This is a genomic window from Neisseria chenwenguii, from assembly GCF_002216145.1.
GTDB classification, from domain to species: Bacteria; Pseudomonadota; Gammaproteobacteria; order Burkholderiales; family Neisseriaceae; genus Neisseria; species Neisseria chenwenguii.
Map to the genome: position 1 here is coordinate 489,456 of NZ_CP022278.1, position 26,849 is coordinate 516,304.

Consider the following 26,849-nt stretch of genomic DNA (forward strand, 5'->3'; position numbering starts at 1 on the left):
AACCCACCATGATCCGAAAATTTCAGACAGACATTTGCCATTTCAGACGGCATGAAAACGGTGGGTTTACACCCTACAGCTGTAACAGGCTGTCTGAAAAATTTGTGGAACACCAAACAGCTACCCCACGACTTGCTTGCCATAAATCCATTGCAACCCGCAGGCTGGGATTCAGCCCGACAGTCTCAGCAAATGTTTCAGACGGCATTGCCGGGCTGAAGCCCTCCCTACGGCCGCCTGTGGTTTCGACAGTATAGCAAACGGATAAAACAGGCCGTCTGAAAACCTCAATCCGAAGTTTTCAGACGGCCTGTTGCCGTTAAACCGTTTTACCTGCCTACTTCGCCAATTCCGCGCGCAGTTTGCGGGTGACGTTCATCATGACGTCCAACTGCTCGACGGTTTCTTTCCAGCCGCGGGTTTTGAGGCCGCAGTCGGGGTTGACCCAGAGGCGTTCGACGGGAACGACTTCCATTGCTTTGCGCAGCAGGCGTTCGACTTCGGCTTCGGTCGGTACGCGCGGGCTGTGTATGTCGTACACGCCGGGACCGATGTCGTTCGGGTATTTGAATTCGCCGAACGCGGTCAGCAGCTCCATATCCGAGCGTGAGGTTTCGATGGTGATTACGTCGGCATCCATGGCGGCGATGGCGGGCAGGATGTCGTTGAACTCGGAATAACACATATGGGTGTGGATTTGCGTACTGTCTTCGCAACCGCTTGATGACAGGCGGAATGCTTCGCCGGCCCAAGCCAAGTATGCGTCCCAGTCGGCACGTTTCAGCGGCAAGCCTTCGCGAATCGCCGGTTCGTCGATTTGGATAATTTTGATGCCTGCTTTTTCCAAATCCAACACTTCGTCATTCAATGCCAAGGCGATTTGTTTGCACACGGTGGAACGCGGAATGTCGTTGCGCACGAAAGACCATTGCAAAATGGTAACGGGTCCAGTGAGCATGCCTTTCATCGGGCGTTTGGTCAGGCTTTGTGCGTAGGTTGACCAAGCGACGGTCATCGCGTTCGGGCGGCTGACATCGCCGTAAATCACGGGCGGTTTGACGCAGCGGCTGCCGTAGCTCTGCACCCAGCCGTATTGGGTAAAGGCAAAACCACTCAGCAGTTCGCCGAAATATTCCACCATGTCGTTGCGCTCGGCTTCGCCGTGTACCAAGACGTCGATGTCGAGTTTTTCCTGCGCTTCCACCACCAGCGCAATTTCTTTTTTCATCGCTGCTTCATAATCGGCGGCGCTGAGTTCGCCTTTTTTAAACACGGCGCGGGCTTGGCGGATTTCCGTGGTTTGCGGGAACGAACCGATGGTCGTGGTCGGCAGCAGCGGCAGGTTCAGCCATGCCTGTTGCGCTTTGATGCGCTCGGCAAACGGCGATTTGCGCTGATCCGCACCTTCGGGCAGGTCGGCCAAACGTTTGGCGACTTCGGCACGGTGGATTTCGCTGCTGTTCGCGCGCGAATCGGCAGCGGCCTGACTGTCGGCCAATTCGGCAGCAACCGCTTTGCAGCCTTGATTCAATGCGGTTTTCAACACGCGCAATTCTTGGGTTTTCTGCAAAGTGAAGGCCAACCATGAGAACAAGGCAGGTTTGTCGGCTTTCAGCTTTTCTTCCACCGACAAATCATACGGCGCGTGCAGCAGCGAGCAAGACGAAGAAATCCACAAACGCTCGCCCAACTTGGCTTTCAGCGGCTCAACGGTATCCAACACCTTGTTCAGATTGGCGCGCCAGATGTTGCGGCCGTCAATCACACCGGCAGACAAAACTTTGTCGTAATCGGCAAATGCATCCAGCTGCTCGGGCGCACGCACCAAATCAATGTGCAAACCGTCAACCGGCAAGGCTTTCAGACGGCCTGCGTGTTCGGCTACCGAACCGAAATACGTGCTCAACAGAATTTTGGCGTTCACTTGACCCAAAGCGGCATAGGCCGTCTGAAAAGCGTCCAGCCATGCTTGCGGCAAATCAACCGTCAGCGCAGGCTCGTCGATTTGAATCCATTCGGCACCGGCAGCCGCCAGCTCGGTCAGGATTTCCACATAAACCGGCAACAATTTAGGCAGCAGGCTCAAGCGGTCGAATTCGGTTGCGCCTTTTTCTTTGCCAATCCAAAGGAAAGTCAACGGGCCGACAATGGTCGGTTTGGCTTTGTAACCCAACGCCTGCGCTTCTTTGAGCTGTTGCAGGTAATGCGCGGCATTGGCTTTGAATTCGGTATCGGCGTGGAATTCGGGTACGAGATAGTGATAGTTGGTGTCGAACCATTTGGTCATTTCAATGGCAAACTGCTCTTTGTTGCCGCGTGCCAATTGGAAATATTGTTCCAAAGTCAGGTTTTGGCTGTCGAAACCGAAACGCGCCGGAATCGCGCCTGTTGCGACTTGCAGGTCTAAAATGTGGTCGTAAAACGTGAAATCGGCAACGGCGACAAAATCCGCGTCCGCCGCAGCCTGACGGCGCCAGTTTTTCTCACGCAGCGATTTGGCCGTGTCGAGCAATTCCTGTTCGGAAATTTCTTTACGCCAGTATTTTTCCTGCGCAAACTTCAGTTCGCGAAACGCGCCCACGCGCGGGAAACCTGAAAAATGTAATGTAGCCATGTTTACTCTCCTTTAAAAATCAAAATGAACAATCTTATTTGCAGTCAGCCGGGTTTTCAGACGGCCTCACACCTAACGTGTGGCAGATCGCATAAGTCAGCTCGCTGCGGTTGAGCGTGTAAAAATGAAAGTCTTTCACCCCCTCGCGCGAGAGGATTTTCACCATGTCGATGGCGATACTCGCCGCCACCAGGTTGCGCGTGGCCGGATCGTTGTCCAAACCGTCGTACATCCGCGCCAGCCAGTTGGGGATTTTCACATTCGTCACCTGCGCCATTCTGCCCAACTGCTTGAAGTTCGTTACCGGCAGGATGCCCGGAATAATCTCCGCATCAATCCCTACCATCACGCAGCGGTCGCGGAAACGCAGATAACTCTCCACATCAAAGAAAAACTGCGTAATCACATGGCCCGCACCTGCATCGACTTTGCGTTTCAAATTAATCAAATCCGACTGCGCCGATTTCGCCTCAGGGTGAACCTCGGGATAAGCCGCCACCGCAATATCGAAATCCGCCACCGAACGCAGCAGCGCCACCAAATCCGCCGCATAAAACGGCTTTTTCGCATAACCCGGCGGCTCGTCGCCGCGCAGCGCCACAATCCTGCGGATGCCGTTGTCCCAATAATCGCGGGCAATCGCCTTCAGTTCCTCGGGCGAAGCATCAATACCGGTCAGATGCGGCGCCGCGTCCAAGCCCGTGTTTTGCTTGATACTTTTCACAATGCTGTGCGTACGCTCGCGCTCGCCCGAGTTCGCACCATACGTTACCGAAACAAACTTCGGCTGCAAAACTTTCAGACGGTCTATCGACTCCCAAAGCATATGCTCCATCTGCTCGTTTTTCGGCGGGAAAAACTCGAACGATACATTGATGCCGCCGTTCAAATCAGCCAAGCTGTTGTTTAACTCATTGATTTCTCTTGCATAGCTCATAAGCGCCCTCTTTCTGCCGTATCCGTTTGTTTGTTGTTGCAGCCATAGTAAGCGTCTTTTAATTATGATTCAATTTCAAATTTTTCAGATTTATTATGAATTAAAATAATATAATATGAGCAGGTATATGAAAGGCAGTCTGAAAATTTTTTCAGACTGCCTGTGGTCTTTGAAATGAAACGTTCGTCCGAATGCCGTCTGTAATGGTTAATCCTTAAAGTCGGCTGAACCCAAATCCATAAAAACTGCTGATTTCCGACGCCAAATTTTGAAGTTCCTACAATCTGCCCCTCTCCTGCGCCTTGTGCGCTTGCCCCCGAAGGGGGGAGTGGGGGTTAGGGTGATGCTTCGTAGAAGCACTTTCCGTGTGGCTTTCAAAAAAATTTGCCATTCTAGGAAGAAAACTGCCCCTCCCCCGCATAAAGCGGGGGAGGGAGCAGATTGCAGAAACCTGACCGTTGCCGATTTTGAGGCCAAATTAAGCTGAAAACTCTAGAATCATCAACTTTTCAAGCTTTCAGACGGCCTTAATTATTATTCCGTACAGCAAGTACGCCTGCGCGGGAATGACGTCGGTTGAATCATTAACCGTTTCAGACGGCATTCAAGCAGATGTTTATTAGAGTCTTCAGTTTCTTGAAAAAATTTCACCCTACAAGTTCCACCCAAAAACAAAAAAGGCCGTCTGAAATTTTTCAGACGGCCTTCGGCTTAATCGGCGCAATTGCCTTATTTTCCGGCAGTTTCGGTTTCCGCCTCTTTATCCTGCCTTTCGTTTTTCGCCATCATTTCACGATACCAGCGCGGGTGGTGTTTCTTCGCCCAAGCTTGGGAAACGACGCCTTCGACCATGGCGCGGATGGTGCCTTTGACCCAGATGGCGGCGTAAACGTGGACGATGATGCCGGCAATCAGAATCAGCGCGGCCCATGCGTGAAACAGCAGGGCGAGGCGGACGACGGGGATGGGGAAGTATTCGGCAAAATAGGCGCGCCATGCAATCAGGCCGGTTACGACCAAGACGATCATGCAGCCTGTCATCAGCCAAAACATACCTTTCTGTCCGCCGTTGTATTTGCCGACGTCGCCGACGCCGTGGCCTTTCAAAATGGCGACGGGAGAGGACATCCATTTGATGTCTTCTTTATCGAGGAAGTTGTATTTCCAATAGCGGAAAAACTGAACCATAAAGCCGACAAACATGATAATGCCGATAAACGGGTGCAGCATACGCGCGAGCTGCGGCGTACCGAACACGCCGGTCAGCCAAAAGAAGGCGGGGTAGAAAAAGGCCAGACCGGAAATGGCCAAGAGACCGAAGCAGAGGGCGACAATCCAATGGTTGACCCGTTCGCTGCGTTTGTAGCGCTGCAATACTTTTTCTTTTTCGCTCATTATGCGTCCTCCTCTCCTTTCAGGGTTTTGCCGTCTTTACCGATCACTTCGGGCGATTCTTCGGCACGGCTGGGGCCGACGGTGATGTAGTGCAGCCAGCCGGTAACGGCGGCGGCGGCGATTCCGAAGGTGGCCAGCGGTTTCAGGAAGCCTTTCCAGATTTTGACCGTGGTACTGATCGACGGGTTTTCGGGCAGGCCGTGGTAAAGATTCGGTTTGTCGGCGTGGTGTAAAACATACATGACGTGGGTTCCGCCGACGCCCTGCGGGTCGTAGAGGCCGGCGTTTTTGTAGCCGCGGTTGTTCAAATCTTTCACGCGCTCGGCGGCGACGGCTTTCATGTCTTCTTTGGCGCCGAACTGAATCGCGCCTGTCGGGCAGGTTTTGACGCAGGCCGGTTCTTGGCCGACGGCCACGCGGTCGGAACACAACGTGCATTTGTAGGCACGGTTGTCTTCTTTGTTGATGCGCGGAATATTAAACGGGCAGCCTGCGATGCAGTAGCCGCAGCCGATGCAGTTTTCCTGATGGAAATCGACGATGCCGTTTTCGTATTGGATGATCGCGCCGGGCGACGGGCAGGCTTTGAGGCAGCCGGGATCGGCGCAGTGCATACAGCCGTCTTTGCGGATCAGCCATTCGAGTTTGCCGTTTTCTTCCACTTCGGAAAAACGCATGACCGTCCAGCTTTTGGCCGTCAGATCCATCGGATTGTCGTAAACGCCGTGGTTTTCGCCGATTTCGTCGCGGATGTCGTTCCACTCCGAACAGGCGACCTGACAGGCTTTGCAGCCGATGCAGGTGCTCACGTCGATGAGTTTTGCCACTTCGATCGGTTTGCGCACCTGCGGCGGCGGGGTAACGGATGCGGTTGCAGAGCGGCGTTTGATGTCTAGTGATTGTAAAGCCATTTTTCCGCTCCTTATGCTTTTTCAATGTTGACGAGGAAGGTTTTGTATTCGGGGGTTTGCGTATTGCAGTCGCCGACAAACGGAGTCAGCCCGTTGACCAAATACTGTTTCTGCCCGGATACGTTTTCCCAGCCGCCATGCAGCGGAATGCCGATTTGATGGACGGTTTTGCCGTTGATTTGCAGCGGTTTGACGCGCTTGGTCACCACGGCTTTGGCCTTGATAAAGGCGCGTTTGTTGAACACTTTGACCCAATCGCCTTTTTGGATGCCCTTCTCTTTTGCCAACTCTTCGCTGATTTCGACAAACTGCTCGGGCTGGGCGATCATCAGGAGCTTCACGGACTTTGTCCAGAATTGGAAATGCTCGGTCAGGCGGTAGGTGGTGCCGACATACGGATATTCGTCGTGCGTATTCACGCGCTCTTTCACGCTGTCAAACAGGCGCATGGCGGGCGCGGAAACGACTTTCGGGTGCAGCGGATTGGTACCGATGGGCGATTCCAACGGTTCGTAATGTTCGGGGAACGGCCCGTCCACCAGTTTGCGCGCGGCAAACAGACGGCCTACGCCTTCTTCGTTCATGATAAACGGATTCATGCCGCTGCCCGGGGCTTCGGTACCTTTGAAGTCGGCCACGTCGGCGCCCATCCATTTTTTGCCGTCCCATTCGATTAACACGCGGTCTTTGTTCCACGGCGTACCGTCGGGTTTGCACGAAGCGCGGTTGTAGAGGATTCGGCGGTTTGCCGGCCATGCCCACGCCCATTTCGGCGTGTTGCCCAAGCCGGAATCGGTGTTGTCGCGTCTGTCCATCTGGTTGCCGGCCTGCGTCCACGAGCCGGAAAAAATCCAGGTGGCGCACTCGGTCGTACCGTCGTCGCGCAGTTGTGCGAAGCCGTCGAGCAGCTCGCCTTTGCGGCGGACGATATTGCCGTCTGAATCTTTAATGTCGGCCAGCGCGTAGCCGTTGGATTCTTTCGCCATTTCTTCGGGCGTGGGCGCATTCGGATTTTTGTAGTGCCAAGCCAGCTTGGTAATCGGCTCGGGCGCGGTGCCGCCCTCTTTTTCGTACATTTCTTTGAGCAGCATGTGCAGTTCGCCCAAAATGTCCAAATCCGGCAGCGCTTCGCCCGGCGGATTCTGACCCGGATGATGCCATTGCAGCCAGCGCGAAGAGTTCACAATCGATCCGGCCTCCTCGGCAAAACAGGGAGTCGGCAGGCGGAAGACTTCGGTTTGGATTTTCGACGGATCGACGTTGTGCGCCTCGCCGTGGTTTTCCCAGAAAGATGCCGTTTCCGTTTTCAGCGGATCCATCACGACCATGTATTTGAGTTTGGAAAACGCTTCGGTCACGCGGTTGGCATCGGGAAAAGAACCCTGCGCGTTAAAGCCCTGTACCAAAAGGCCGTTTACCTTGCCCTGATACATCATTTCGACAAGCTGCAAAATATCGTACATTTTGTCCCATTTCGGCAGCCAGTCGTAGCCCCAGTTGTTTTCTTTGGTAGCGTTTTCTCCATACATCCATTTCAGGAAGCTGACAAAGAAGGCAGGCGTATTGCCCCAGTAGTTCAACTGGTTGGGCTGCAAGGCTTTCGGCGTTTGCTTGGCAATGTAGTCTTGAAAAGTCGGATGGTTGCTTTCAGACGGCAGAGTCAGATAACCCGGCAGCGAAGTCGAGAGCAAACCCAAGTCCGACAAGCCTTGGATGTTGGAATGGCCACGCAGCGCATTCACGCCGCCGCCCGACATGCCGATGTTGCCCAAAAGAAGCTGAACCATCGCCATCGTGCGGATGATCTGGCTGCCGGTGGTGTGCTGCGTCCAGCCCAGCGCGTAGAGAATCGTGCCCGCTTTTTCCGGTGCGGCGGTTTCGCCCCACGCTTCGGCGATTTTCAGGAAATCTTCTTTTTTGGTACCGCAAACGGTTGTCATCATTTCCAAGGTGTAGCGGCTATAATGTTTTTTCATCAGCTGCCACACGCTGCGCGGATGCTGCAGCGTCGGGTCGGTTTTGGCATAGCCGCTGCCGTCGAGCTCGTAATACCAAGTTTCGTTGTCGTATTTTTTCTTGGCTTCGTCGTAACCGCTGAACAAACCCTCGTCGAAATCAAAACCTTCGGCTACGATAAACGACGCGTTGGTATAGGATTTAACGTATTCCCACTGGATTTTATCGTTGGCAATCAGCCAGTTGATCAGCGCACCCAAAAATACGATGTCGCTGCCCGAACGGATCGGCGCATAAAAATCGGCCACGGAAGCAGTGCGGTTGAAACGCGGATCGACCACGAATAATTTCGTGCCTTTTTTCTTTTTCGCCTCAATCACCCATTTGAAGCCCACAGGGTGCGCCTCGGCGGCGTTACCGCCCATCACCATAATAAAATCAGCGTGTTGGATGTCCACAAACGTATTGGTCATCGCACCGCGGCCGAAAGTCGAAGCCAACGCCGATACGGTCGGACCGTGGCACACACGCGCCTGCGCATCGGTGGCGACGATGCCGAGCGAGCGCATCCATTTTTGCGTAAGGATACCGGTTTCGTTGGAAGAAGCAGAAGCCGTCAGCATACCCAAGGTCGGCAGACGGTGGACGGGAACGCCGTTTTCGTTTTGCACAATCAGGTTGGCATCACGGTCGGCTTTGATGTGTTTGGCGATGCGTGTCAGCGCATCGTGCCATGAAATGCGTTTCCATTCGTTGGAAAACGGCTCGCGTACTTCGGGGAACAATACGCGGTTGGGGCTGTGGACGAAATCCAGCAGCGACGCACCTTTCGGGCAGAGCGAACCGCGACTCACCGGATGGTCGGGGTCGCCCTCGATGTGGAAAATCACTTTTTTCGCGTTTTTCGCACCGTCACCCATGCTGTACAGCAGCGTACCGCAGCCGACCGAGCAATAGGTACAGTTGTTGCGCGTTTCCGTAGCGCGGGAAAGTTTGTACTGGCGCACCTCCGCCCAAGCATTGGCCGGCATCAAGCCCATCACCGCCAAACCCGACGCACCCGCGCCCGCGGCGGTTACTTTGAAAAACTGCCTTCTGGATACTCTCATAATCGCGTTCCTTGCCACCGCCTTTTTCAGACGGCCTCATCATTTATTATCAAACGAACTACGCCGTATGGTGTATATCGTTAATATGGTAGTGTTCTTGTAAGTAATTGTAAGAGATTCCGCCCCACCCGTCTAACTTTATTTGAAACCCTGGTTTATTGAAACTTATTCTTAAAACATAAACGTTTTACTCAAGTTTTACAAACACAAAAAGGCCGTCTGAAAACCCATTTTTTCAGACGGCCTCTCAATCGTTTATATCGAAATCACTTTAATTTGTTCAACGCCAGCCACTTTTCCAAATCCCCGCCGCTGATTTTGCCGCCGTTGTCTTCCAAATCCAATTTATTGACCTGCTTGCCTTTCACGTATTTCGCCAAAACCGGCGTACCGCTCAAGCCGTATTGCTGCTTAAACGCCGCCCAAGCCGTTTTGTCCTGATGCAGGCGGTGCACATTGACGAAATAAATCTTACCACCCAAACCGTATTGCGAGATATAACGCTTGAACATCGGCTCAAATGCGTTGCAGTCGCCGCAGCTCGGGCGGCCGATGTAGGCATAAACCGTCTCTCCGCGCGCCACTTTCGCCTTGAAACTTTCCACCGTCAGGCTGTCAAGCGAAAAATAAATATCCGAATAAGTCTCTTCCAAACGCCTGCTGTTTTCCGCCGACAGCTTCACCGCCGTCTGCGCCTCCGCCAAACTGCCTTTCAATGCCTCGTTTTCCCGTTTCAACCCGCTGCCGCACGCGCCCAAAAACACAGTCGCAGCCGCCAATGCCAAAATTTTTTTCATTTCGTTTTCCTTTCGAATCAGAACTATTTTTTCAGTATAGGCCGATTCGGCGCTTTCAGACGGCCCAAACAAACGGGGTTTGATAAAACGCAAAAAGGCCGTCTGAAAAAAAAAACCGATTGCTAAGCGCAGCCGAAGTATTCAGACGGCCTAACCACTCAAACCCCACCCTCAATGCAGCGCTGCATAAATCCTCTCTGCCAACGCCCTGCTGATGCCCTCGACTTTCGCCAAATCGTCCACGCCGGCGGCGGTAACGCCGCGCAGGCCGCCGAAGCGGGTGAGCAAGGCTTTTTTGCGTTTGGGGCCGATGCCGTCGATGTCGTTCAGCGAAGAGGTTATGCGGGCTTTGTCGCGTTTTTTGCGGTGGCCGGTAATGGCGAAACGGTGCGATTCGTCGCGCACGGTTTGCAGCAGGTGCAGCGCAGGGCTGTTGGGCGGCAGGCGGAAGGTTTCGCCGGTAAACGGCAGGATCAGTTCTTCCATACCGGCTTTGCGCTCGGGGCCTTTGGCGATGCCGACCAGCGGGATGATGAGGCCGAGTTCTTCCCAAACGCCGACGGCGACGCCGATTTGGCCTTTACCGCCGTCAATCAAAACGACATCCGGCCATCTGACTGCTTCGCCGTTGGCTTCAGCCTGCTGCATTTTGCCGTAACGCCGCGTCAGCACTTCGCGCATGGCGGCGTAGTCGTCGCCGGCTTTGGCGGTGGTGATGTTGTAGCGGCGGTATTGCGAAGGCTGGATATTCTGTTCGTCGTACACCACGCAGCTGGCGATGGTGGCTTCTCCCTGTGTGTGGCTGATGTCGAAGCATTCGAGCCGTTGCAGGCCGTCTGAATCCATGTTGAGGATTTTGGCCAATTCTTCGATGCGGTGCTGCTGGCTGCTTTGCTGAAGTTTGCGTTGTGCGATGGCCATGAACGCGTTTTGTTCGGCCATTTTCAGCCAGACTTTGCGCTCGCCTATGGTTTTGGAAACAAACTGGATCTGTTTGCCGTGTTCGCTGCTTAAGGCCGTCTGAACGGCTTCGGGCAGGCTGAAATTACTGATGATGATGTCGGGCTTGGTTTTACCCAAATAATGTTGTGCGACAAAGGCTTCGGCGTAATCCTGACCGTTTGGCTCGGGATCGTCGCGGGTATCGGGGAAAAAACTTTTGTCGCCGACATGGCGTCCGCCGCGGATGCTGACCCAATGTACGCAGACGAGGCCGTCTGAAACCGCCAGCGCGAGCAGGTCGATGTCGTTGGGGTTGTTCGGGTTTTGGCTGTCGATAAACTGCCGGCTCTGCACCAGCCCGAGCGACTGGATTTGGTCGCGGCAGCGGGCGGCTTCTTCAAATTCCAGCGCGGCGGCGGCCTGGTTCATTTTATGATGCAAAACCTGAATCAGCTCGTCGGTTTTACCGCTGAGAAACGTCACCGCCTGATTGACGTCGGCCGCGTAATCTTCCGCCGAAATATGGCCGACGCAAGGGCCGGAACAGCGTTTGATTTGATAAAGCAGGCAGGCGCGGCCGCGGTGTTCGAACACGCTGTCTTCGCAGGTGCGCAGTTTGAATACTTTCTGAAGAATCTGAATGCTGTCGCGCACGGCGTTGCTGTTGGGATACGGGCCGAAATAGCGGTTGGGCTTTTTCAGCGCACCGCGGTAATAGGCCATCTGCGGAAACGCGTGCCCCGAAAGCATCAGATAGGGATAGCTTTTGTCGTCGCGGAACAGAATATTGTATTTCGGCGACAACGCTTTGATGAAATTGTTTTCCAGAATCAGCGCTTCGGCTTCGCTGCGGGTAACGGTGGTTTCGATGTGGTGCACCTGTTTGACCATCATTGCAATGCGCGGCGAGTGGTCGTTTTTCTGGAAATAGCTCGACACCCGCCGCTTGAGGTTTACCGCTTTGCCGACATACAACACATTGTTTTCCTTATCAAACATACGGTAAACACCCGGCAGGTTGGGCAGGTTTTTCAGAAAAATATCAAGGTCGAAAGGCGGTGTGTTCATAGCGGATTCTGGTTTTTCAGACGGCATTGATTATACCTGCGTTTATAAGCAAAGGCCGTCTGAAAACACAGGGTTTTCAGACGGCCTTTGCCCAATCCCGACCTCACTCGTAATAAGTAAACTTCGCCCGTTTCACATTACACATCAATTCATACGGAATCGTCCCCGCCGCTTCCGCAACTTCGTTGATATTGACCGTATCGCCCCACAGCTCGACTTCGTGTCCCAGCCCTTCCTGTGCGGCGTCAAGTTCGACCGTCATCATGTCCATCGACACGCGGCCGATGACGCGGCTGCGTTTGCCTTCGACGGCGACGGGCGAATTGGTCGAAGCGCGGCGCGGATAGCCGTCGGCATAGCCGCAGGCTATCAGGCCGACGCGGGTCGATTTGCTGGTATAAAACGTCGCGCCGTAACCGATGGGCGAGTGCGGCTGCAACACCCGCTCGGCGAAAATACGCGTCGTCAGCCGCATCACGGGTCTCAGGCGTTCGTCCAAACCGCCGAACGGCGAAATGCCGTATAAAGCCAGCCCTGCCCTGCCCCAGTCGCGGCGCGCAGCAGGAACATTCAACATCGCGGCGGAATTGGCCAGACTTTCCTCACCCGCCAAACCTTCGCAGGCCAAATCAAACGCTTCAAGCTGCATTCCGGTCATACCGTTTTCCGGCTCGTCGGCACAGGCGAAATGGCTGAATTTCACGATGTTTCCGATGTTTTTGCATTGTTTGAGCGCGGTAAACGCCGCGGCGTAGTTGTGCGGAAAAAAGCCCGCGCGGTGCATACCCGAATCCATTTTCAGCCAGACATCAACCGGCTGTTGCCAATCATGTGCAACCAGCGCCTCAAGCTGCCACTGGCTGCCGACCGCCGGCCACAGGCGGTATTGATCAACCAGTGTATATTCACCCGCATCAAACACGCCTTCGAGCAAAACTATCGGATTTTCAATGCCCGCTTCGCGCAGTTCCACCGCTTCCGCCGCCGTCGCCACGGCAAAGCCGTCCGCCAAATCTGTCAGCGCATGGGCGCAGCGCACCGCGCCGTGTCCGTAAGCATCGGCCTTCAACACCGCCAAGAGCTTGTTTCCGTGGATTTTTTTCAAAGTTTGGTAGTTGTGGCGCAGATTATTCAACCGGATTTGGGCGTTTAACGGGCGCATAACGTTTGTTCCTTAATGCAATTAATAAAGAACGGCCGCGCTTTTCAGACGGCCTGATGAATGGGAAAGCCTGATTATAGACCGATTGAGAGCAGTTTCAAATATTGCAAATAAACTTCATTAATTCATTTACAATTAAGATTTCCTGAAAGATTACAACTATTCTCAAATAATCTCCGCATCAATGACAGAGACAAAAAAATGCACACATTCGTGTGAATGTGTGCCAAGTCTACAAAGGAGAAATAGAGGAGAAAACGTCAGGCCGCGGAGGAAGCGACCCAACGGATGTAATTATCCGACCATCTCTGCGCCGCGTCAATCAATTCGTTTTCGAAAAATATCGTTTTTGGTAAAAAACAACATTTTCACACACATCTCTTTTGACAAAAGCCAAATTTATTCGTTTTATCTTATTAAATTCTAAAAACAACTTTTATGACAATAATCTTAGGGGCTGTCCTAGATAACTAGGGAAATCTAATTTTAAGTTAGAATATCCCTATGCGAAAAAGTCGTTTAAGTCAGTACAAACAAAATAAACTTATCGAGCTATTTGTTGCAGGTGTTACAGCAAGAACAGCAGCCGAGTTGGTTGGTGTAAACAAAAATACCGCAGCCTACTATTTTCATCGCTTACGCTTACTCATCTATCAAAACAGCCCGCATCTGGAAATGTTTGACGGAGAAGTGGAGATAGATGAAAGTTATTTTGGCGGACAACGCAAAGGTAAACGCGGTCGTGGTGCTGCTGGCAAAGTTGCTGTATTTTGGTCTTTTGAAGCGCAACGGTAAGGTTTATACCGTTGCCGTACCCAATACCCAGACAGCTACTTTACTGCCAATAATCCGCGAACAGGTTAAACCTGATAGCATTGTTTATACCGATTGTTATCGCAGTTATGATGTGTTGGATGTGAGTGAGTTTAGCCATTTCCGTATCAATCACAGCACACATTTTGCTGAACGACAAAATCATATTAACGGAATTGAGAACTTTTGGAATCAGGCAAAACGGCATTTGCGCAAGTTTAACGGCATTCCGAAAGAGCATTTTGAGTTGTATTTGAAGGAATGCGAATGGCGTTTTAACAACAGTGAAATAAAAGTTCAAATTTCCATTTTAAAACAATTAGTAAAGAAGGATTTGTTCTAGTTATCTAGGACAGCCCCATTTTTTTTGTAAAAATTTTTCATGTAGTTACCTTTTGGAGCTTCTCACATATCAAATCAACATCCCCCTATGTTTTTACCATAGGGGGAGGGAAATAGTTAATTCAATAAATTGCCGCTTCCTTGTCCAGCCGCCTTAATCAGCCCGCCCGATATTCCGCCAAGCGGTTTTGCAGCGATTTTGCCGCTTCCGCGCGCTCTTTGCGGCTGACTTCGGGAAGCTGGGTATTGAGCGACGACCATTTCCATTGGCTGCGGGCTTTGTTTAATTCAGACGGCAGTTTCGCCGCCGGCCACGGGGTTTGGCCGCTTTGCAACACCACTTGCGACTGCGCGGCGTGGCCGCGCTTTTGCAGGGCGGCGAGCAGGTCGAGGGCGCGGGCGGCGAGCAGGGTCAGGGTTTCGGGGGCAATATAGAGGGTTTGTTTGCCCGTGAGTTTGTCGCTGATGTCTTGTACGTTGGGCAAAACGCCGCCCAACAGGCCGCCGATGGCGGTGCCCAAGCCGAGCGAGCCGCCGAGCGTGGCGATGTCGATACCGAAGCCGATCAGCGCGCCCGTTGCTGCGCCCGTGCCCGTGCGGATGCCGTACTGCATCAGCAAACCGCTGTCGAACGGATCTTGGGTAAAGGCTTTCAGCGCCCAGTCGCCGCTGTCGATTTCGCTGTGGTAAAAACGGTAAATCTGAAACAGCCGCTGCTGCATCTGCCGCTCAAGTTGGCGCACTTCGGCCTGCATGGCCTGCAAAACAGGCCCGGCTGCGGCATCTTCGGCGATTTCCTGCTTATAGGCGGCAACGTCGAGCAAAAAGTCGGCAATTTCGCGCCGTGCGTCGGCATCGAGCTGCTGCCATTCGCGGCGGCGCATGGCGGTGAGTCGGTCCACCACGCCGCGCTCGGACAGCATGGTGGCAAGATTGCCCCACAGGCGGATTTCGCCTTCAAAATCAAAGGCAACGGTATCGAAACCGCTGTAAACGTGCAACGTGCGCCGCGCCAGCATGGTCGTCCATTCGTCCAAATCCTGTCCGCCGATAAAGTTGAACACGGGCATCACAGGCTTGGCGCACCACGACAACACGGTCAGCTCGTCTTTATATTTGTTCAACACCGGCTCGCGCGCATCGACCACATACAGCGCCATATCGCTCTGCAAAAGCTGTCGCAACACTTTGGCCTCTTGGTTGAAATCGCCCGCCGCGGCCGGGCTGTCAAGAAACTGCTGCAAACGCTCGATGCCGTCTGAACGCGCGGAAGTATTGGCTTCCAGCCAATCCAGCACGCCGCCCGCGTCTTCCAAACCGGGCGTATCGTAAAGGTAAACCAGCGTGTCGCTGCCGTCTGAAACCGCCGCCTGCTCGACATGGCGCGTGGTGGACGGCGCGTTTTTCACTTCGCCGAACGAGCCGTCGCGCAGCAAAGTGCGCAGCAACGAGGTTTTTCCGGTATTGGTATGGCCGACAACGGCTAGGGATAAGGGTTTGGTTTTCATGGTATTTTTTTATGGTTTGAATTTTTCAGACGGCCTACTGGCTGCACTCTGTAGGTCGGATATTTATATCCGACTTAAGAATTACCGATATTTAAGGTTTTGTCGGATTCAGGAATCCGACCTATCAACCCGCGTTCGCAAGTTTTCAGACGGCCTTTTCCCGTCCCAACCGCATCTCCTGCTCCGCACGAGGCGGGTTGAGCCATGCGACTTTGCGCTCGGCAAGCACGGCATGCCAATGGGTCAGGCTGTTTTCAAGGCCGTCTGAAAACGGCTGTTCCGACAAAAGCTGCACCACCGCCCCGCCCTGCGCAGCTTCGGCAAGTTGCACGATTTGGCGCAACACGCCGCGGTCGGGCACGGTATCGGCGCGCACGCCGATTAAGAGCTGGGCAGGATTTGCCTGTAATTTAGCGGTCAACGCAGCAACGCGGTCGCGACTGTCGGCACAGCCTTTGTCCAGCCAGTCCTGCCCGAGCGCGTGACGGAACCATGCGCTGTCCGGCCATTCGGTTTCCAGCATGACCGCCCATTTCGGTGCGTCGCTGATGGCGATTTTCGGGGCGACGGCGGCGACGGTTTCACGCTGTGTGTCGGCATCGGTAATTTTGTTCTGCCAGCCTCGGATAATGTTTTGGTAATACGGCTTATCCAACGGCAGAGCGCGACTACCTGTTTTTAAAAGGATTTTACACACCAGCCACGCAAAAAAACGCGGCAGGATGCCGTAGCAGACGATGCTGCCCAACAGCAGCCCCGACCATGCGCGGGCATCGGCGGTATTACTGTTCAGACGGCCTTGCAAAACCGCCTGCGCATCGGGTACGGGAAAACCGGACTTCGCGGGCAGCCACGACAGCCATTCGACCGCGCCGACCGACGCGGCGTTGCTCAGCAGCGTGCTTTCCCAGTTGAACGTATATTGGCGCACCAAAAGCAGCAGCAACACGGAAACCAGCATTCCAAAGAGCGTCGAAAGCCACAGGCTGTGCGATGTTGCGCCGATCAGCCAGCGCGTGGCGGGCTGCTGCCACTCGTCGGCATACAGCCGCAGCACGGCCTGATTGACGGGGTCTTTGCCGCGCAGCCAAGTGCTCGGGCTGCTGAAGCGGGTGCCGGATTTCAGGCGCAGGCAGACCGACGCCAGCCATATAAACAGCATCAGCGTATTCATGCCCAAAACGCCCGTGAGCAGCAGGAAAAAATTCAGCCCCTGATTTTCCATCAAGAGGTAAGTGGCTGAAAAACCTGATGTAAACACCAGCGCCGCGGCAAACACCCACAGCCATTTCACGCCTCCTTCCGCGCGTGCGAGCGTGTCTTGCAAGAGGCCGTTGCGGTCGAGCATCTGCGCGCGGCGGATGATTTTCTCCTCCGCGCCGCCGTCGATATGGTGCAGAGATTCGCCGACCCGAACGGGATCGGCAGGAAAAATATAGCCGCGTTCTTCTAAAATGCGCACAAGTTCGGCGAGTTTGCGTGGGCGGTTCAGCATAAATTCGTCAGGCCGTCTGAAAAAATAATGAAACGGATTTTAGCATACCGCCGCTTTCAGACGGCCTGCATTGCGGCGGGGCTGTCTGCCCAAACCAAAGCCGGCTGCCTCAACGGCCGCGAAAAAAACACAACTGCCAGATCGGGATTGAAGCGCTGTTTTAAGCGGTTGCTTGCTTATAAATATGCAAATGCCGTCTGAAACCGGCCTGTTTTTCAGACGGCCTTTAGTTTTGCTATACTTTTTTCCTCTTTCCGAACCGAGCCGAACCATGACCATACCCGACCCGCAAACCGTCGCCGACCACACCCAACAATGGCTGGAAAAAGCCGTAATCGGCCTCAACCTCTGCCCGTTTGCCAAAGCGCCGCACGCCAAAAACCTCGTGCGCATCCAAGTCAGCCAAGCGCGCCATCCCGACGCCTTTTTGGAAGACCTCGACCGCGAGCTGCAATTATTGGGCGAAACGCCCGCCGACGAGCTGGAAACCACATTATTGGTACATCCCGCGCTGTTTGCCGGCTTTCTCGAATTCAACGACATGCTCGACCTCGCCGACCAAGCCGTTATCGACAACGGATTGGAAGGCGTCATCCAAATCGCGCCGTTCCACCCCGATTTCCAATTCGCCGGCACCGAATCCGACGACATCGGCAACTACACCAACCGCTCGCCCTACCCGACCCTACACCTCATCCGCGAAAACAGCATCGCCAAAGCCGCGCAAGCCTTTCCGGACGCCTCCGCGATCTTCGACCGCAACATCGCGCTGCTGGAAAAAATGGGCAAAGCGGGTTGGGACAAACTGGACATTCCGCGCTGCCCGTTTCATCACGACGAAGGAAAATAAGCAGGGCGTTTTTTCAGACGGCCTGCAATCGGTCTTTTGAAATCCCTACAAATATTTCAGGCCGTCTGAAAACCGCCGGAAACCGCGCCGCCCATTCCCGCAAACACCGGTATTTTCAGACGGCCTACGTCGCCCCCCTTCCCCAAAACGCCATGTTCCACCGCCTGCTCCTCCTCGTCTGCGGCGCCATCGCCCTCTGCCTCGGCATCATCGGCATCATCACGCCCGTTTTGCCGACCACGCCGTTTATCCTTCTCGCCGCAACCTGCTGGGCGAAAACCTCACCGCGTTTCCACCGCTGGCTCTATACCCATCCCCGCTTCGGCACAATGATACAAAACTGGGAACGTAACCGCGCCGTGCCGCGCAAAGCCAAGTTTTTCGCATTTGCCATGATGGCGGTTTCCTGCCTGTTTTTACTGTGGCGGCTGCCCGAATATCCGCAAGCCGCCGCCGTTTGCGCGCTGTTCTGCTTTGCCCTTGCGGGATGGATGTGGCGGCTGCCTGATGCGTAACAGGCCGTCTGAAAACTGCCGGTAGGGCTTTTCAGACGGCCTTTCTTACGGATTTCTCCCAATGTGCCGGCAAACCGGATATGCCCGACGGTTTTCTTTCCGCATTCTTTTCCGCTACAATCGAAACGGTTCGGCAATTATGCCGAATCTTTAAGCGCTGCCGTATTTTCAAGATAACGATAACTCTGTTTATGATAGAGCGAGGTCAATAAAATTCCAAATTACGGCGGCAAACAGCGGGAAGTTACAGTATCTTCACATTTCATCGACAAAGCCGGTTTGGATTGTCGTCGATGATTGCACAATAAGAAAAGGAAACGACAATGCACCTACCGCTACGCTTCATTCCTCTGATTTTCCTGATGCCCGCCGCCGCACACGCCGCCGCTTTCGACGGCGCTTCGGTCAGCCTGCTGTGGGGGCTGCCTTTCGCACTGATTCTGCTTTCCATCGCTCTGGGGCCGCTGCTGGTTCCGCATCTCTGGCATCATCATTTCGGCAAAATCACCGCGCTTTGGACGGCGCTGTTTCTGATTCCCTTCGTCGGCACGTTCGGCTTGGAAACCGGCGTTCATACTGTTTCACACGCGCTGGTGGAAGAATACATTCCGTTTATCCTACTGCTGCTCGCGCTCTATACGGTTTCAGGCGGCATTTTGGTTTGGGGCAACTTGCACGGTTCGCCCAAACTCAACACCGCCCTGCTCGCCATCGGCACGGCGCTGGCCTCGCTGATGGGCACGACAGGCGCGGCGATGCTGATGATCCGCCCGCTGCTCAAGGCCAACGACAACCGCAGGCATAATGTCCATGTTGTCGTTTTCTTTATTTTTCTGGTTGCCAACATCGGCGGCGGGCTGACGCCGCTGGGCGATCCGCCGCTGTTTCTCGGCTTTTTGAAAGGCGTGGATTTTATGTGGACGGTCAAACACATGGCCGTACCCGTATTGATCAGCTCGGTCGTTCTGCTGACGCTGTTCTACATCATCGACAGCAAACTCTACGCCCGCGAAGACGAGCTCAAACCCAAAGACCCGACACCCGACAGCGCCTTGAAAATTCTCGGGAAATTCAATTTTCTGCTGCTGGGCGGCGTAGTCGGTGCGGTATTGCTTTCGGGCATTTGGAAACCCGACCATCCCGGATTTGAAATCCTCGGCAGCCGTTACGCGCTGCAAAATCTGGTTCGCGACGGTATTCTACTGGTTTTGGCGGGTGTTTCGCTGTGGCTTACGCCCAAGCAGGTGCGCGCGGGCAATGAGTTTAACTTCGAGCCGATTGCCGAAGTGGGCAAACTCTTTTTGGGCATTTTCATCACCATCTCGCCCGTTTTGGCGATATTGAAAGCGGGCGAAGCAGGCGCATTGGCCGGCGTGGTTTCGCTGGTGCACGATGCGGCGGGTAATCCGGTCAATACCATGTATTTCTGGATGAGCGGCATTTTGTCGGCATTTTTGGATAATGCCCCGACCTACCTCGTCTTTTTCAACATGGCCGGCGGCGACGCGCAGGCGCTGATGACCGGACATTTGTTCCACACGCTTTTGGCCGTTTCCATGGGCTCGGTATTCATGGGCGCGCTGACCTACATCGGCAATGCGCCGAACTTCATGGTCAAAGCCATCGCCGAACAGCGCGGCGTGAAAATGCCGAGTTTCTTCGGCTATATGGCTTGGTCGTTCGGCATTCTGGTTCCGCTGTTTGCGCTGCATACGCTGATTTTTTTCGTCTTTCAGCTCTTTTAAAAATCCGTTTGAAACAAGGCCGTCTGATTTTTCAGACGGCCTTTTCTTTAATCCATACACGCCCCGCGCTGCTACAATACCTGCTTACCGTTTTTTATCCCGCCTATGCTGATCCTTAAAATCCTCAAATACCTGCTGATTATCATCGCTGTCGTTTCGCTGGCAGCTTACCTGTTTACCGCATTCCATCCGGTTTTCGGCGGCAAACCCGATGCAGAGAGCGCGGCTAAAATCCAAGCCTCACCACAGTTTGACGGTGAAAAATTCGTCAATGCCGAGCCGACGCAGAAAATAACCACCGAAGACGGCAGTTTTCAATTTTTAGGCTGGCTGAAAACATTTTTCACCCCGCCGCCCGACAAAAATCCGCGCGAGCCGTTGCCGTCTGAAAAACCGGACTTCACCAAAATGCAAAACGGCGATTTCGTCTGGTTCGGCCATTCGACGGTCGCTTTCAAAACCGACGGCAAGCTGCTGCTGACCGATCCCGTATTTTACCGCGCCTCGCCCGTTCCCTTTACCGCCGAGCCTTTCGCCCAGCAACACCCCACGCTGCCCGCCGATTTTCCTGCGATTGACGCCGTTATCCTGTCGCACGACCACTACGACCATCTCGACTACCGCACCATCAAAGCCTTAGACCCGAAAGTGCGCCGCTATTTCGTGCCGCTGGGCGTCAAGGCCCATTTGCAGCACTGGGGCGTGGACAGCGGAAAAATCACCGAATCCGACTGGCACGAAACTTCAACTCTGGGCAACATCCGCCTGACGCCCGCTCCGGCCCGCCATTTTTCAGGACGGCGGCCCGGTGGCGACGGCGCCACGCTGTGGGCGTCATGGGTAATCCAATCGCCTGATTTTTCGCTGTATTTCAACGGCGACAGCGGTTACGGCCGCCATTTTGCGGAAAACGGCCGCCGCTACGGCCCGTTTGATTTCGCCCTGATGGAAAACGGCGCCTACAACAAAGACTGGGCGCAAATCCACATGACGCCCGAAGAATCCGTGCAGGCCGCCGCCGATTTGGGCGCAAAAGCGGTGATGCCGATACATTGGGCAAAATTCGACCTCGCCTACCACAAATGGCGCGAACCCATCGAGCGCTTCCTCCCCGCCGCCCAAGCCAAAAACCTGCCGGCCGCCACGCCGAAAATCGGTCAGGTGTTCAACTTGGGCGAACTTCCGCAGGAAGTATGGTGGGTGGATGTAAAATAAGCACTTGGCGTTTAGCCGTTTACGTTTAATAGAGCAAACAGGCCGTCTGAAAATTCGATTATCAAGCGTAACCGAAGTTTTCAGACGGCCTGTTCGTTTTCCGAACCCTTTTCAAACAATCAAGCCCGCCGAACGCATCGAGCAGGCGGCGTTGGCGGTAATGACGAAATGATCGACCAAAGCCACGTCCACCAAGTCCAGCGCCTGTTTCAGACGGCCTGTCAGACGGATGTCGTTATCCGACGGTTCGGGCAGCCCGCCCGGGTGGTTGTGGGCGAGAATCAGGCCGTCGGCGTATTCGTCGAGGGCGAATTTGACGATTTCGCGGATGAAAACGGCGTTTTCGCCGACGGTACCGCGCGAAAGTTCGCGTTCGGCGATGAGCTGGTTGCGGCGGTTGAGCAGCAGAACTTTGCTGACTTCGACTTTTTCGTGCCCCAGTTGCAGGCGCAGGTAGTCGGCGGCGGTGCGCGGATCGGTCAGAGTGATGTTTTGCCTCAGCTCTTCGCTGAGTATCCGCCGCCCGATTTCGCGCACGACGGCAAATTGGGTATAACCGGCCATACCCATGCCTTTGCAGGCAGAAAGGGTTTTGGCGTCGGCGCTCATCAGGCCGCCGAGGCTGCCGAATTCGTTTAAAAGATAACGCGCCAAATCGACGGCGCTCATGCCGCGTGTGCCGACCCGCAGTAAAACGGCCAGCAGTTCGGCGTCGCTTAATGCGGCGGCACCGCGTTCCATCAGCTTTTCGCGCGGGCGCTCGCCTTCCGGCCACTGTTTGATGCTCATTGTTTTCCCGTGTTTTATCAAAATTTCAGATTATTTTACCCGATTTAAATGAAACTGCTGAAAATAAGGCGGCTTTTTCAGGAAAATCAGGCTGTAATGTGATTTTTTGTTTCATAAAAACACGGGGGCTAATATAATGTCGGGTTCGTTCGCAAGCAGAATTGCCGCTGATGACGCGGGGTTTTCCGCCGGAGCGATTTTGTGACCAACCCGTGCTGCCCGTGCGCTTTAACGGTGTTTCAGACGGCCTCTCAAAGAAAAGGCCGTCTGAACCATACGACAGCAATCAAACAGCTTTATTATCACCCATCGAAAATCCGTTTTGCCGGTACTCGTTTTTTATCTGGAGTATTGCCATTATGACCGCAACCACTGCGTCTTCGTCCAAACCTTATCTGAAAATCCAAGGCTTGGTGAAAAAGTTTGGTGACAATTACGCTGTCGATGACATCGACCTAGACATCTACCAAAATGAAATTTTCGCCCTTTTGGGCAGCTCGGGCAGCGGTAAATCCACGCTGCTGCGTATGCTGGCGGGCATGGAAATTCCGAATCAGGGCAAAATCATCCTCGACGGTCAGGACATTACCAAACTCGCGCCCTACGACCGCCCGATCAATATGATGTTCCAAAGCTACGCGCTGTTTCCGCACATGAGCGTGGAGCAAAACATCGCTTTCGGCCTGAAGCAGGACAAAATGCCTAAAGGCGAAATCGACGCACGCGTGGAAGAAATGCTGCGTCTGGTGCAGATGACCAAGTTTGCCAAACGCAAACCGCACCAGCTTTCAGGCGGACAACAGCAGCGTATCGCGCTGGCGCGCAGTCTGGCCAAACGCCCGAAAATCCTGCTGCTCGACGAACCTTTGGGCGCGCTGGATAAAAAACTGCGCCAGCAAACCCAGCTTGAGCTGGTCAACACACTCGAACAGGTCGGCGTAACCTGCATCATGGTAACGCACGATCAGGAAGAAGCGATGACGATGGCGACGCGCATTGCGATTATGTCCGACGGCAAACTCCAGCAGGTCGGCACTCCGAGCGACGTTTACGACTATCCCAACAGCCGCTTTACCGCCGAATTTATCGGCGAAACCAATATTTTCCCGGGCGTTGTCATCGAAGACCACGCCGATTATGCGGTGATCGAGTGCGAGGGCATGGAAAACCACGTCCGCATCGACCACGGCTTGGGCGGCCCCGCCGAGCAGGATTTGTGGGTCAGCATCCGCCCCGAAGACATCGACGTTTACAAAGACAAACCCGAACATCTGGGCAATTTCAACTGGGCCAAAGGCACGGTCAAAGAAATCGCCTACTTGGGCAGTTTTGCGATTTACCACATCAAGCTCGCCAACGGCCGCGTCGTCAAAAGCCAAGTGCCCGCGCCTTACTGGTATGTGCGCAACATCACGCCGCCGACCTGGGACGAAACCGTCTATATCAGCTGGCCGGAAAACCAGCCGACGCCGTTGTTCCGCTAATCAGGGGACGATAAGATGAACTTAAAAACCTTGAAGAAAAAGCTGTTCCGCCGCCCCGGACAGCGGGCGGTGATTGCCGTGCCGTATGTCTGGCTGTTGGTTTTGTTTCTGATTCCGTTTGCGATTGTGTTGAAAATCAGCTTCGCCGAGCAGGAAATTTCCATCCCGCCGTTTACGCCGCTGACTACGGTTGACGAAGATTTAGGCCGTCTGAACATTCTGCTCAGCTACCAAAACTACGCCGACATCTTCCAAAACTTCACCTCCACGCTCGGTCAGATGCTCAATCCGTTCAGCGAAAGCAACGGCGACAACATCTACCTGTTGACCTACTGGTCTTCCATCAAAACCGCGCTGACCACTACCTTAATCTGCCTCTTGATCGGCTACCCGACCGCTTATGCGATTTCGCGCGCCAATCCGTCGGTGCGCAACGGCCTTCTGCTGGCGATTATGCTGCCCTTCTGGACTTCTTTCCTGCTGCGCGTTTACGCTTGGATGGGTCTGCTTGGACATAACGGCATCGTCAACACCCTGTTGATGAAATACGGCATCATCAGCCAGCCTTTAGACTTGTTTTACAACGCGTTTTCGCTGAATCTGGTGATGGTTTACGCCTACCTGCCGTTTATGATTCTGCCGCTCTATACCCAGCTTGTGAAACTCGACGGCCGCCTTTTGGAAGCCGCATCCGACTTGGGTGCAGGGCCGGTCAAATCGTTTTTCACCATCACCCTGCCCCTGTCGAAAACCGGCATCATTGCAGGCTCCATGCTGGTCTTCGTGCCCGCAGTCGGCGAATTTGTGATTCCTGAACTCGTCGGCGGCTCGGAAAACCTGATGATCGGTAAAGTCTTGTGGCAGGCGTTCTTCGACCAAAACAACTGGCCGCTGGCCTCCGCCGTCGCCGTGGTGATGGTGGCGCTCTTGGTCGTGCCGATCGCCCTGTTCCAACACTATGAAAACCGCGAACTCGAAGAAAGAAGCAAATAATGCAGAAAAACAAATTGTCTTGGTTTCTGAAACTGATGCTCCTTCTGGCATTGGCGTTTCTGTATATCCCCTTGTTTGTCTTGGTAATTTATTCGTTTAACGAATCCAAGCTGGTAACGGTATGGGGCGGTTTCTCGACCAAATGGTACGGCGCGCTGCTGCAAAACAGCACCATCCTCGAAGCCGCGTGGCTGTCGCTGCGGATTGCGCTGGTGTCCTCACTGGCCGCCGTCGTCCTCGGCACGCTCGCCGGTTACGCCATGGCGCGTATCAAGCGCTTCCGCGGCAGCACGCTGTTTGCCGGCATGATTTCCGCGCCGATGGTTATGCCCGACGTGATTACCGGTTTGTCTATGCTGCTCTTGATTATCCAAGTGCAGATGTTTCTGCAAAACAGCGAATGGTTGCAGGCGCTCTACTTCGACCGCGGCTTTTTCACCATTTTCCTCGGACACACCACCTTGTGCATGGCCTACATCACCGTCGTCATCCGCTCGCGCCTGATTGAGCTGGACCAGTCGCTGGAAGAGGCCGCCATGGACTTGGGCGCGCGCCCGCTGAAAATCTTCTTCGTGATTACCCTGCCGCTGATTGCCCCCGCCATCGCCTCGGGCTTCCTGCTCGGCATTACCCTGTCGCTGGACGATTTGGTGATTACCTCTTTCCTCTCGGGCCCGGGTTCTTCCACCCTGCCGCAAGTGATTTTCTCCAAGATCAAACTCGGCCTCGACCCGCAGATGAACGTGTTGGCCACCATCCTCATCGGCATCATCGGCACCATCGTCATCATCATCAACTACTGGATGATGCGGCAGGCCACCCGCCGCGAACGCGAAGCCGCCGAAGCCTACCGCCAAGAAAAACTCGCGCTCGAACGCGCCATGCACGACACCAAGGCCGTCTGAAAAGTACGGGCCGCCTAAAACGGGTTGCTTGATTTGAGCAGCCCGTTTTTCTTTTCAGACGGCCTTCAACCGGTTATTACGAATTTTTCAAAACGCCAACTTTTCATTCCCATATCATTCCTGCAACAAACCTAAGGCCGTCTGAAATCCCAATCCATCAGGTTTTCAGACGGCCTCTACAATCGGTACAACCAACCAACGCCTACGCCAGCCCCTGTTGTTTCAGCACTTTCTGCACGCCCGCATCGGCATCCATTCTTTGAGAAAGCGCCGCCAGATTTTTCAGCGCCGACACATCAATTTTCAGCATCACTGCCCAGCGCAAAAACAGATAAAAATACACGTCGGCAACGGTTTTCTCACCGGCCAGATAGTCCTGATTTTCCAAAGCGCGGTCGGCAACGCCGAGCTGCTCCAAGACACGCAAGGTCGCACGGGCGCGGATTTGCGCGGCTTCGCCCTCGCCTTCGATAAAACGGTTCGGTGCGAACACCGAGCGCAGTGTGGCATGTACGTCGCTGTTGGCAAACGCCAGCCATTGCCGCGCTTTCGCCCGAGCTTTCGTATCGCCCCTACCAAACAGTCCCGCTTCGGGATAAAGCGTATCGAGGTAGTCCAAAATCGCCATGTTTTGCGTCAGCACCCAGTCGCCGTCCTGCAAAACAGGCACCGAGCCGACGGGATTCAGCGCCAGAAATTCCGGCTCTTTCAGACGGTCTCGCTCCACCGCCACCGCTTCAAATTCCGCACCCGTCCATTCCAGCGCCACCTGCGATACAAAGGCACACGCACCGGGAAAATAATAAAATTTCAACATTTCCAACTCCTTGCCGTTTAAAAACCAAACGCCCGAATATCCGCCTCAGGCCGTCTGAAAACCCAAACTGCCTGCCTGCGGATATTCAGACGGCCTCAATCATCAGGATGCAGCCGCGCCGCCTCCCTCTCGCGCGCAGCGGTTTCTTTGTCTTTCAGCTTCGCGCCTAATCCGAGCCGTTTTTCATATTCCGACTGCGGCGTGCCGTCTTCCTGCATTCCGAAAGCGCCGGCGTTGACCCAAAGCGAAAGCAGCGCCACGACGGCGGCGAGAAATCCTACGATGTACCAAAACATTTTTTCTTCTTTCAGCGGTTTGCAACTGTATAGTTGATTAAAACAAGAATGAGACAAGGCGGCAACGCCCGCAGTGTACGAATAGTACATAAGGGCGTCGGCAACGCCGTATCATTACGATTTTAATCAACTATGAATGGAAAAGAATGTAACACAAGATCCGCAGCCGATAAATTGCGCTTACAAAATAT

The 26,849-nt window shown here is 54.1% G+C and carries 20 protein-coding genes and 1 pseudogene; 8 read left to right on the top strand and 13 right to left on the bottom strand.

Annotated features, from left to right (window positions below; genetic code table 11):
* Positions 1–337: 337 nt before the first annotated feature.
* From metE to alr, 8 genes are all read right to left on the bottom strand, one after another.
* Positions 338–2,614, bottom strand: coding sequence for a 5-methyltetrahydropteroyltriglutamate--homocysteine S-methyltransferase (gene metE, locus BG910_RS02435; RefSeq protein WP_089035471.1), 2,277 nt, complete (start codon positions 2,612–2,614; stop codon positions 338–340).
* A gap of 34 nt (positions 2,615–2,648) precedes the next feature.
* Complete coding sequence (gene metF / locus BG910_RS02440; protein ID WP_089035472.1) at positions 2,649–3,551, bottom strand: methylenetetrahydrofolate reductase; 903 nt, start codon at positions 3,549–3,551, stop codon at positions 2,649–2,651.
* Between the two features lie 729 nt (positions 3,552–4,280).
* Entirely contained in the window at positions 4,281–4,946 is a 666-nt protein-coding gene (locus BG910_RS02445; RefSeq protein ID WP_089035473.1) for a formate dehydrogenase subunit gamma, read from the bottom strand.
* Positions 4,946–5,857, bottom strand: coding sequence for a formate dehydrogenase subunit beta (fdxH, locus tag BG910_RS02450; protein WP_089035474.1), 912 nt, complete (start codon positions 5,855–5,857; stop codon positions 4,946–4,948). The genes BG910_RS02445 and fdxH overlap by 1 nt, the downstream gene beginning before the upstream one ends.
* Before the next feature lie 11 nt (positions 5,858–5,868).
* Positions 5,869–8,922 carry a formate dehydrogenase-N subunit alpha gene (gene fdnG / locus BG910_RS02455; protein ID WP_089035475.1) on the bottom strand — a complete coding sequence of 1,018 codons (3,054 nt, stop codon included), beginning with the start codon at positions 8,920–8,922 and terminating at the stop codon, positions 5,869–5,871.
* A 266-nt stretch (positions 8,923–9,188) separates the two neighbouring features.
* Entirely contained in the window at positions 9,189–9,719 is a 531-nt protein-coding gene (locus tag BG910_RS02460; protein ID WP_089037096.1) for a thioredoxin family protein, read from the bottom strand.
* Positions 9,720–9,890: 171 nt separating this feature from the next.
* Complete coding sequence (uvrC, locus tag BG910_RS02465; RefSeq protein ID WP_089035476.1) at positions 9,891–11,729, bottom strand: excinuclease ABC subunit UvrC; 1,839 nt, start codon at positions 11,727–11,729, stop codon at positions 9,891–9,893.
* Positions 11,730–11,832: 103 nt separating this feature from the next.
* The gene (alr, locus tag BG910_RS02470) at positions 11,833–12,891 is read right to left on the bottom strand and encodes an alanine racemase (protein WP_089035477.1); all 1,059 of its coding nucleotides are present in this window, start codon (positions 12,889–12,891) and stop codon (positions 11,833–11,835) included.
* 504 nt (positions 12,892–13,395) lie between these two features.
* Here alr and BG910_RS02475 point away from each other — a divergent pair.
* Positions 13,396–14,047: pseudogene (locus BG910_RS02475) on the top strand (IS1595 family transposase).
* A gap of 157 nt (positions 14,048–14,204) precedes the next feature.
* Here the strand turns inward: BG910_RS02475 and BG910_RS02480 are convergent.
* Both BG910_RS02480 and BG910_RS02485 read right to left on the bottom strand, forming a co-directional pair.
* Entirely contained in the window at positions 14,205–15,554 is a 1,350-nt protein-coding gene (locus BG910_RS02480) for a DUF3482 domain-containing protein (protein WP_089035478.1), read from the bottom strand.
* A gap of 145 nt (positions 15,555–15,699) precedes the next feature.
* The gene (locus tag BG910_RS02485) at positions 15,700–17,049 is read right to left on the bottom strand and encodes a DUF2868 domain-containing protein (RefSeq protein WP_089035479.1); all 1,350 of its coding nucleotides are present in this window, start codon (positions 17,047–17,049) and stop codon (positions 15,700–15,702) included.
* 271 nt (positions 17,050–17,320) lie between these two features.
* On the opposite strand from BG910_RS02485, the gene BG910_RS02490 reads away from it, so the two are divergent.
* The 4 genes from BG910_RS02490 to BG910_RS02505 all read left to right on the top strand — a co-directional run bounded on the left by BG910_RS02490 (position 17,321) and on the right by BG910_RS02505 (position 21,374).
* On the top strand, positions 17,321–17,899 hold the full coding sequence (locus BG910_RS02490; RefSeq protein WP_089037097.1) for a DUF1415 domain-containing protein: 579 nt from the start codon (positions 17,321–17,323) through the stop codon (positions 17,897–17,899).
* A gap of 152 nt (positions 17,900–18,051) precedes the next feature.
* On the top strand, positions 18,052–18,414 hold the full coding sequence (locus BG910_RS02495; RefSeq protein ID WP_089035480.1) for a YbaN family protein: 363 nt from the start codon (positions 18,052–18,054) through the stop codon (positions 18,412–18,414).
* Positions 18,415–18,737: 323 nt separating this feature from the next.
* Positions 18,738–20,159, top strand: a complete 1,422-nt coding sequence (locus BG910_RS02500) for a sodium:proton antiporter (RefSeq protein ID WP_089035481.1) — start codon at positions 18,738–18,740, stop codon at positions 20,157–20,159.
* A 105-nt stretch (positions 20,160–20,264) separates the two neighbouring features.
* The gene (locus BG910_RS02505) at positions 20,265–21,374 is read left to right on the top strand and encodes an MBL fold metallo-hydrolase (protein ID WP_089035482.1); all 1,110 of its coding nucleotides are present in this window, start codon (positions 20,265–20,267) and stop codon (positions 21,372–21,374) included.
* A 111-nt stretch (positions 21,375–21,485) separates the two neighbouring features.
* Here the strand turns inward: BG910_RS02505 and radC are convergent, their stop codons facing one another.
* Positions 21,486–22,163 carry a RadC family protein gene (gene radC / locus BG910_RS02510; RefSeq protein WP_089035483.1) on the bottom strand — a complete coding sequence of 226 codons (678 nt, stop codon included), beginning with the start codon at positions 22,161–22,163 and terminating at the stop codon, positions 21,486–21,488.
* A 359-nt stretch (positions 22,164–22,522) separates the two neighbouring features.
* Between radC and BG910_RS02515 the strand changes: the two genes are divergently transcribed.
* From BG910_RS02515 to BG910_RS02525, 3 genes are read left to right on the top strand one after another with little or no spacing between them, the layout of a single operon-like run.
* On the top strand, positions 22,523–23,647 hold the full coding sequence (locus tag BG910_RS02515) for an ABC transporter ATP-binding protein (protein ID WP_089035484.1): 1,125 nt from the start codon (positions 22,523–22,525) through the stop codon (positions 23,645–23,647).
* 15 nt (positions 23,648–23,662) lie between these two features.
* Complete coding sequence (locus BG910_RS02520) at positions 23,663–24,640, top strand: ABC transporter permease subunit (protein ID WP_089035485.1); 978 nt, start codon at positions 23,663–23,665, stop codon at positions 24,638–24,640.
* Entirely contained in the window at positions 24,640–25,545 is a 906-nt protein-coding gene (locus BG910_RS02525) for an ABC transporter permease subunit (RefSeq protein ID WP_089035486.1), read from the top strand. The genes BG910_RS02520 and BG910_RS02525 overlap by 1 nt, the downstream gene beginning before the upstream one ends.
* A 202-nt stretch (positions 25,546–25,747) precedes the next feature.
* Here the strand turns inward: BG910_RS02525 and BG910_RS02530 are convergent, their stop codons facing one another.
* Both BG910_RS02530 and BG910_RS02535 read right to left on the bottom strand, forming a co-directional pair.
* Positions 25,748–26,362, bottom strand: coding sequence for a glutathione S-transferase family protein (locus BG910_RS02530; protein ID WP_198344820.1), 615 nt, complete (start codon positions 26,360–26,362; stop codon positions 25,748–25,750).
* A gap of 95 nt (positions 26,363–26,457) precedes the next feature.
* The gene (locus tag BG910_RS02535) at positions 26,458–26,658 is read right to left on the bottom strand and encodes a hypothetical protein (protein WP_089037099.1); all 201 of its coding nucleotides are present in this window, start codon (positions 26,656–26,658) and stop codon (positions 26,458–26,460) included.
* Positions 26,659–26,849 lie beyond the last annotated feature (191 nt).

Excerpts from the sequence above, each read along its gene's own strand:
- metE (WP_089035471.1), bottom strand. The coding sequence starts at position 2,614 with ATGGCTACATTACATTTTTCAGGTTTCCCGCGCGTGGGCGCGTTTCGC.
- metF (WP_089035472.1), bottom strand. The coding sequence starts at position 3,551 with ATGAGCTATGCAAGAGAAATCAATGAGTTAAACAACAGCTTGGCTGAT.
- BG910_RS02445 (WP_089035473.1), bottom strand. The coding sequence starts at position 4,946 with ATGAGCGAAAAAGAAAAAGTATTGCAGCGCTACAAACGCAGCGAACGG.
- fdxH (WP_089035474.1), bottom strand. The coding sequence starts at position 5,857 with ATGGCTTTACAATCACTAGACATCAAACGCCGCTCTGCAACCGCATCC.
- fdnG (WP_089035475.1), bottom strand. The coding sequence starts at position 8,922 with ATGAGAGTATCCAGAAGGCAGTTTTTCAAAGTAACCGCCGCGGGCGCG.
- BG910_RS02460 (WP_089037096.1), bottom strand. The coding sequence starts at position 9,719 with ATGAAAAAAATTTTGGCATTGGCGGCTGCGACTGTGTTTTTGGGCGCG.
- uvrC (WP_089035476.1), bottom strand. The coding sequence starts at position 11,729 with ATGAACACACCGCCTTTCGACCTTGATATTTTTCTGAAAAACCTGCCC.
- alr (WP_089035477.1), bottom strand. The coding sequence starts at position 12,891 with ATGCGCCCGTTAAACGCCCAAATCCGGTTGAATAATCTGCGCCACAAC.
- BG910_RS02480 (WP_089035478.1), bottom strand. The coding sequence starts at position 15,554 with ATGAAAACCAAACCCTTATCCCTAGCCGTTGTCGGCCATACCAATACC.
- BG910_RS02485 (WP_089035479.1), bottom strand. The coding sequence starts at position 17,049 with ATGCTGAACCGCCCACGCAAACTCGCCGAACTTGTGCGCATTTTAGAA.
- BG910_RS02490 (WP_089037097.1), top strand. The coding sequence starts at position 17,321 with ATGACCATACCCGACCCGCAAACCGTCGCCGACCACACCCAACAATGG.
- BG910_RS02495 (WP_089035480.1), top strand. The coding sequence starts at position 18,052 with ATGTTCCACCGCCTGCTCCTCCTCGTCTGCGGCGCCATCGCCCTCTGC.
- BG910_RS02500 (WP_089035481.1), top strand. The coding sequence starts at position 18,738 with ATGCACCTACCGCTACGCTTCATTCCTCTGATTTTCCTGATGCCCGCC.
- BG910_RS02505 (WP_089035482.1), top strand. The coding sequence starts at position 20,265 with ATGCTGATCCTTAAAATCCTCAAATACCTGCTGATTATCATCGCTGTC.
- radC (WP_089035483.1), bottom strand. The coding sequence starts at position 22,163 with ATGAGCATCAAACAGTGGCCGGAAGGCGAGCGCCCGCGCGAAAAGCTG.
- BG910_RS02515 (WP_089035484.1), top strand. The coding sequence starts at position 22,523 with ATGACCGCAACCACTGCGTCTTCGTCCAAACCTTATCTGAAAATCCAA.
- BG910_RS02520 (WP_089035485.1), top strand. The coding sequence starts at position 23,663 with ATGAACTTAAAAACCTTGAAGAAAAAGCTGTTCCGCCGCCCCGGACAG.
- BG910_RS02525 (WP_089035486.1), top strand. The coding sequence starts at position 24,640 with ATGCAGAAAAACAAATTGTCTTGGTTTCTGAAACTGATGCTCCTTCTG.
- BG910_RS02530 (WP_198344820.1), bottom strand. The coding sequence starts at position 26,362 with ATGTTGAAATTTTATTATTTTCCCGGTGCGTGTGCCTTTGTATCGCAG.
- BG910_RS02535 (WP_089037099.1), bottom strand. The coding sequence starts at position 26,658 with ATGTTTTGGTACATCGTAGGATTTCTCGCCGCCGTCGTGGCGCTGCTT.